Here is a 7231-nt window from a genome sequence, read left to right as displayed (position 1 = left end):
TGGCGGTAAGCGCATTCACGGTCAGCATACCGATTGCATGAGGGCAATCGATAAAAATGAAATCATACTCGTTTTCCACCGGTTGAAGGAGCCAGCTCAACACCTGCTCTCTTCCATAAACACTGACCAGTTCCAGCTCTGCGCCTGCCAGCTCCAAGGAGGCGGGCAGCACACTTAACCCTCCATCTGTTCTGTGAATGGCCTGGCGCACATTGCTGCCTTCTCCGGACATTTCTTTTTTCAGTTCAGAATACAGGTTATGTTCGGGCTCATCGATAATTCCCAATGACTGCGACAGATTAGCCTGTGGATCAGCGTCCACCAGCAATACATTCCTGCCTGACCGCTGCAGCGCAGCGGCCAGATTGATACAGGTGGTGGTTTTGCCGGATCCACCTTTCTGAATTGCAACAGATATAACGGGCATAGCGGTTCAATAATATGATGAATTAAATTGCTATGCTACCTGAAAAGCCTTAACGGGTGCGGATTATGGAGCTACTTTTTTGTACCTGGATCGCTCTTTTTATCGAAGTCGGCAGAGGGGGTAATGCCAACATTCCTTAACGCAGATGCTATTGAATCCTGGATGTCTTTCGCCAGTTTTTCCTGTGATTTTTTGAATGCGTCTTTCTTTTCCTGCGGAAGATATTGCTCTTCCAGTTTTTTTGCCCAGGCCTCGGGGTCTTTCACTGCTTCTTCCATTGCTTTCTCGTCAATGGCATTTCCCAGGCCGGGGAACAATTCAAATATTCTGTTTAGCACAGACTTCTTTTCCTCATCTGTTTTGGGATCTCCCTGCTGAACAGATTCCATCAGGTTCTCCACTGCTTTCTTCCCTTGTTCAAAAACATCTTTTACAGAAGATTCAGCAGAGGAAACAAAACTAGTAAAGCTGTCTTTCAACTCTTCCGTATTAATGGTTTTGCCGGAGAGGGCCGTTAGCCTGTACAGATGGCCCCATGCTTTTTTAGTCTCTGCCATCTTTTCCTTCCACCGTGCATCCAGTATTTCCTGTGCTTTAGTATAAGTTATGGCGTAAGGTTGCAGGAAATCCAGGTTAGTAGAAACAGTATTTCCATCAAAATCTTCCAGGACCGTTTCTCCGGCAGGTAATGTCAGATCTGCAGGCAGCATAAAAAGCGATGCTGTATTCTTTACATGCCAAAGGATCTGGTTACTGTTTGTCATGCACTTGCTTTTAGATATTTCTTCATGGTATCATCAATGGTACTATGCCAGTTGATGGCAATGGCTTCATAGGTCTTGCGGACTTCTTCGTTCTTCATCATTTCTTCTGCACTTATGCCCAGGAATTTCCGGCAGGCCAGGTCCCACTCGTTGAGCAACCAGTCTGCATATGGGTTGATCAGTTCTGTTCTTTTTTCAGCACCGTCTGCTTGAAGATTGTCCAGGTATTTCTGAGCGATCATGATCATATACAGTTCCCATCCGATAAGCAGGCAATACAGGTATTCAAACTGCTTTGTCCTGTCTCCGATTTGCTGTGCCTGCATAATATTGATCAGCTGATGCATCCAGTTTTTCACCAGCGGTTCGCTTTCTGTTAAGCAGCTGAACATAGACACTTCTTTTTTATCGATCACAAAATCCAGTCCAGGCTTAGCCACTTCATCCAGCAGCCATGCTGCCACTTCTTCCACCTGTTCTTCAAATTCATCGATACCATCCTGTACGGTATCCAATTCCTGTCCTTCTGCCGTTTCAAATGGCCTGAAAAAGATGTGGATGGTCCACCAGGTGAATCCGCATCCGAAGTAATATTTGTATTCCTGTTCTGTCATGATGTATTCCTTACCTTAAAATTACAGTAGTTTGAACACATAATACCTGCTTGGGCCGGTGGATGTTCTGAGCCTGCCACCTTCCGTTCTTCTTGCATTGTAAGGTGCGCTGAAATTGCTGGTTTCCACAATACGCACCTGGTATCTTCTTCCATTGATGGTTACTTCAACCGGGTTTGCACCCACTCTCGGACTGCCACCTGCGCCCGCTACCAGGCCATCCAGGTAAATCCTTCCCTTGGCCCTTGCCGATCCTGTTAAACCGATCTGTATTTCTGCATTAGGCCTTAATACATTCGGAGCATTACTGAGCACGCCTTCCAGCAGACCGTTCACCAGCGCTTCGTCTCCCGGCACTTCCGGATTGTTGAACACCATCCGGTCAAAGGAGTTGGGAGGATAATTGGCAGCCAGGTTGGTGGCGTCGATATTATGCTCGATGGTCAGCGAAGGGCCGTTTTCGATTACGGTACCACCTTCTGGTGGAGGCGCGGGCAATCCGCGTTCCGCATTCATCTGTTCCACATGGGCCCTGGATTCGTAGCCGGTGGCTGTGATATCCTGCTGGGTTCCGGTTGGATTTGGCTCTCCGGCAGGTCTGGTTAATTTTTCTGTCAGCGCATTCGTATACTCGAAAGTAGCTTCGCCCACTACCAGTGTGCGGTTCTTAACGCTTGGCAGGATGCGGCCTTCGATTTCGGTTATGCGTCCCAGGTATTCGTCATAGATGGACTGGCGTGTACGGCCATTGATCATATCGCCCCTGTTGAGAGCAGTTGGTGGATCCAGGATAGCATCGCCATGTGTATTGATGAGATCTGCTTTCACCTGGTCTATCTCACCCATCAGGCCGTTGAAGCTGGCTTCATCCATATCCAGCTGACCGCGCCTGAACATGTCAGAGTAGCGGCGTTTGAGCAGGTCACAGCTGGAACAGCCTTCCGGATCGAGGTGTTCATTGATACGTTCTTTATGTCCGTTCGGTAGCTCCCTTTCAGCAGCGATACCGTTTTCGAGATCATCACTTTTAACCAGGCCATCGGTTTCTTCTGATGGGCGGGATGTTGGCTCATCCGGTCTGGCATTTGCCGGTTCTTCGCCTGCACGGGTTCCGGAGGAGGCTTCTTCTCCAGGACGGGGAGCAGCTGTTTCTTCTCCGGGTCTGGATGTTGTAGTTTCTTCACCAGGCCTTGTGATACTTGCGTCCTGAGGTGTTGTCCCTTCGGATGGTCTTACATTTGTGTCTTCAGCGGGTCGGGGAGCATTGCTATCTTCTGTTGCCCTGGGCGTGCTGGTTTCTTCCGTTGTTGTTGGTGTGCCTGTATCTTCGGCCGGTCTTGGCGAACTGGTTGTTTCATCAGCCGGGCGGGTACCGCTGCCAGTTGTATCTGTGGTAGCCTCTTCAGATCCGCCCCGGGCGGTTGTATTCGGTTCTTCGTTTGTGCCTGACTGTGGCCTCCTGGGAGCCATGGCTTCACGAGCTGCCGCCAGGGCGTTCCTCGACCATTCGCCGGAAGGCCCTCCCATCCTGGCGCCCAGGCCGCCGCCAAGGTTTTCTCCAAAGCCCATCGATCCTTTCTGGATGCCTTCGATGCCCATGGCCAGCCGTTCCATCCGCGTAAGCGTACGGCCTGCTTCACGACCCGCTTCTCCCGAACGGGCCATCCGGCCGATACCCACAAAGGATAACTGTACTACAGCTCCGATCACCGCTCCCTGCAGCACCCCTTCGAGTGTGATGGGGTTACCATTGGCAAGATCACCAAGGATACCACCCACCGTATCAAAAGCCATATTGATACCGAACTCGGCCACCAGCTGCCAGCCGGTTGAAATGCCTGCTGTGGCGAGCCTGCCTACTAGCAATTGTCCCAGTTGACCGCCCAATCCACCCAATGCACCACCGATAGCGCCTGCAATGATGGCCTGTCTCCAGCCCCTTGTAGCACGGTCCCAGCTGAACGGACCGTTGCCGATCATATCTATCAGGTTATTGCCTACCTGTATGGTCAGTCCGGATAATGCGCCCACAATGGCTCCACCCACAATGGCTCCCACCCATGTGCCGATGGTTCCTGCCAGCGCCGCACCAACGCCCACTGCACCCGCCATGGAAGCGGCCAATGCGCCTACTGCTCCTATCACGGCAGGGCCGATCACCAGGGCCACCACTACGATCACAACTATCACCAGCAGCACTTTCAGTACAGTCTTCCACCAGGGCTGCACTTCGGCCGCGGCTTTTTCAGCTTCTGCGCAGATCTTGGAATCGAAATCCTGGTTGAGGCTATTGGTCATACCAGAACGCATATGCGAGGCACTTTCTTCAAACCGGGCAGTGAGATTAGCATTCATCTGTGTGTACAGACCGGTGATGGCAGTTACCACTCCATTGATCTGGGCAACGCCCTGATCGGTGGTGGCCTGCATGGCAGTGCTGAGATTGGTCCAGAGCTCATCAAACACAGTTCCAGTACTGCTGACCATGGAAGTCATGGTGCTGCTGAATCCTGACGCCAACTCCCATCCGCCACTGATACCATCTGCAGATAATTGCTGAATGGCCGCTTGCGTATGAGCGAGCCCGGTAGACAGGATATTGGCCGAACTGTTGTTGGCAGTATCCATGGCACTACCTGCCCCGGTAAGTGCGAGGCTGAACTGCGATTGCAGTACACGCAATTTGTCTGTAAGCACCAGAGGATCCGGCGCATCAGTGGTTTTCACCTGCAAACTGAACTGGTTGAGTATCCCGGAAAGATGTGTTGCAGCCTGGTTCACGCCCTTAAGCATCGAAGAAATGCTGGTGGCGGTATCCCGCTCGATGGCCATGGCCTGACGGATACCATAGTCATTGATGAGTTGCAGATTGGAAGCTTCCCGCTCTCTCAGCTGAATGATGGTCGCTTGTAATGAAGACTGCACCGCATTGCCCAGTTCCTGTTTTGTTACCAGTGCCTGTGCAAGTGCTGCCTGACGTTGCAGCTGAATATTATCTTTAGCGTTATCGTATGTGCATTGCAGTGTGCTGGACCCTGAATCGGAAATGGAGTTCACAACTTCCAGGTCTACCGATTTACCGCACATCATATTGTCGGCCTGCTTCTGACCTTCTTTCTCCATGCCCTCTTTGTACTGCTTGCCTACTTCGGTAGCAGACTCTGCACGTGCTTTGTAACGGTTGTACGTAAGATAGCCATCCCAGAAACCATCCTTTTCTCTGTTGCGAACACGGCTTACTATTTCCGGATCCTGCACGCCATCTGCATTCTGGTAGGCCCGGGAGTGTTGCGCAGCACGACTTTCAGCATCCTGCCCAACTTCTACGCCAACTGCCTTGAGATTATTATAGGCAGTATTGTAAACACCATCAAGGGCAGTGAGCTGGTTCACTTTTGCAGTGGCCAGTTGTGAAACAGCCCCGATATTGGATATCATGAGCAGAAGGTTGCTCATCACGGCTTTCACTTCAATCTGTACTACGGTTTGCGCATAACGCGCATCGATCACCAGTTGGGTGGCAGCAGCGCGGGCGTTGGCGCGGCCGCGCATGGCGGAATAGGCGCCACGCGTTTCATCGCGGCGGCTCTGGATATCTGCTTCCAGCTGTGCCCTGTCGGCAATTCTTTTTTGTTGAAGGTCAGCGGCTGAGTCCTGCGCTCGCGTGATCAGGTCTTCCAGTTGAGCGCCTGCATTCCGCAGGAATTCATTTGCCTGGATAGATGACCGGGCATGACGGCGAACCGTGGCCTCCCGCATTTCTTTGCTCTGCGAGCTATCTACGGGAACAGGCATAAAACCCGTTCCGGCATTGGTGAGATTGAGTACAGAATTTCTGGTTGTATCCAGGGTGAGCAAGGCATTGCTTTCTTCTCCGAACTGTTCATCCCTGCTGGTTTGTAGTTCAGGGCTGGCGGCTTCTCCCAGGCCTTCGGCTACAATGTTGGAAGAAATACCTCTTGCAATCACAGCTGAGAGGAAGCCTGTTTCAGGGTTGCCACCTTCTTCATTGCGGCCGGCTGATGATGATCTTCCGGCGCCAGCACTTCCGGCCGCGGCACTGCCTGCGCCTGAAGTCGATGCTCCTGCTCCACCACCTGCTGCTGTGGTTCCGGTTCCTCCTTCGGAAGCACTGCTTCTTCCTGATCCGGTGGCACTGCCTGCGCCTGTTGATCCAGCGCCGCCACCAGATCCTGCTCTCGCTCCACCTGCCGCCGCACTGCCGCCAGTAGCACCAGACCCTCCAGCCACAGCGCCTGTTGACCCGCCGGCTGCTGCCGCACCGCCAGCCCCGCCACCTGCCGCAGCCTCCCGCAAGGCACATGGATCCTGTGCTGGTGCTTCTTCCGAAGCACCTTCCGCAACACCTTCCTCACGGTCAGGCGCATTCGCATCTGCCGCAGGGGCATTTGCCTGTCTTTCACCCACAGGAGCGCCTTCATTCGCTTCAACCGCTGCCGGCCTTTCTTCTTCGCTGGGCTCTTCAGTTCCTTCCGGTGGCTCTTCGGCAGGCGGATTGGTAACAGCACAAGGTGCGTGATCGATGGTTGTGGAAGCTTCTTCAGCCGCCGCCGCTGGCGGGCTCTCTTCCGGCGTTTCGCAATCCCGTTGAACAAGAGAAGAACGATTTACTACAGCGCTTGAGCTTCCCTGCTGGATGGTATGCGTGAGCTCATGCGCTAATAATTTCTGACCCTGGTTGGTATCAGGACTAAACTTATTGGAGTTGAAATAAATATCATTGCCATGCGTGAAGGCCTGAGCATTCAGGCTCTTGCTCATTTCAACAGCAGTGTTTCCCGTGTGGATTTTTACGCCGCTGAAATCCGCTCCAAATGCAGATTCCATACCCTGACGAAGCTGAGGGGACATGGAAGAACCTCCACCTTTCGATTGGTTGAGGGAACCTTCAACATCAGTTGAGGGGGAGCCAATGCTTTCTTTCCGCTGAACATTTTCTTCTTTGGCATCGCAAGCTGAACAGGACTGAACTGCATTTTCTGCTTTCGTCTGAATGGAAGTTTCCACTTTCATCCGCACAGGCTCTTCCTTTTCTTCACAAGCGCAAGCCTGCACCCTTTCTTCTTCGCTCTCAAACCCAGGTTTCCGCTGCAGCTCTTCTTCTTTTGCATCACAGGCCGCACACGCCTGAACAGTATTATCTGCTTTCGCCTGAACGGAAGTTTCCACTTTCATCTGCACAGGCTCTTCCTTTTCTTCACAGGCACAGGCTTGCACCGTAGCATCCGCCTTCGTTTGAATTTCTTCTTTCTCCTCCGGTTCTTCCGCTACCGGCAGTTTATTCCAGTCGCCTCCGCTATCTCCTTTCTGTTGCAGCTTCTTTTCTTCTTCTCCTTCGCAGCTGGCGCACTTTGCCTGCACCAATGGAGTGATCGTTTGCGAGATAGGTTTTGCCTGAACTGTTC

Annotated in this window: 4 protein-coding genes; all 4 read right to left on the bottom strand. The window is 52.3% G+C overall.

Annotated features, from left to right (window positions below; genetic code table 11):
* On the bottom strand, positions 1–427 hold a 427-nt coding region (locus ACTHMC_RS08075; RefSeq protein WP_440412428.1), incomplete at its 3' end, for a ParA family protein.
* Between the two features lie 71 nt (positions 428–498).
* Positions 499–1191: a hypothetical protein gene (locus ACTHMC_RS08070; protein WP_440412427.1), complete on the bottom strand. Its 693-nt coding sequence runs from the start codon at positions 1189–1191 to the stop codon at positions 499–501.
* Positions 1188–1805 (bottom strand): hypothetical protein, encoded by a 618-nt coding sequence (locus ACTHMC_RS08065; RefSeq protein ID WP_440412426.1) that lies wholly within the window; start codon positions 1803–1805, stop codon positions 1188–1190. Before ACTHMC_RS08065 ends, ACTHMC_RS08070 begins: the two co-directional genes overlap by 4 nt.
* 21 nt (positions 1806–1826) lie before the next feature.
* Entirely contained in the window at positions 1827–7187 is a 5361-nt protein-coding gene (locus tag ACTHMC_RS08060) for a Rossmann-like fold-containing protein (RefSeq protein ID WP_440412429.1), read from the bottom strand.
* Between the last annotated feature and the right edge of the window lie 44 nt (positions 7188–7231).

This window comes from Pseudobacter sp. (assembly GCF_051955275.1).
GTDB lineage: Bacteria > Bacteroidota > Bacteroidia > Chitinophagales > Chitinophagaceae > Pseudobacter.
Note: the sequence above shows the minus strand (reverse complement) of the source record. Positions and strands in the feature narration are given on the sequence as shown.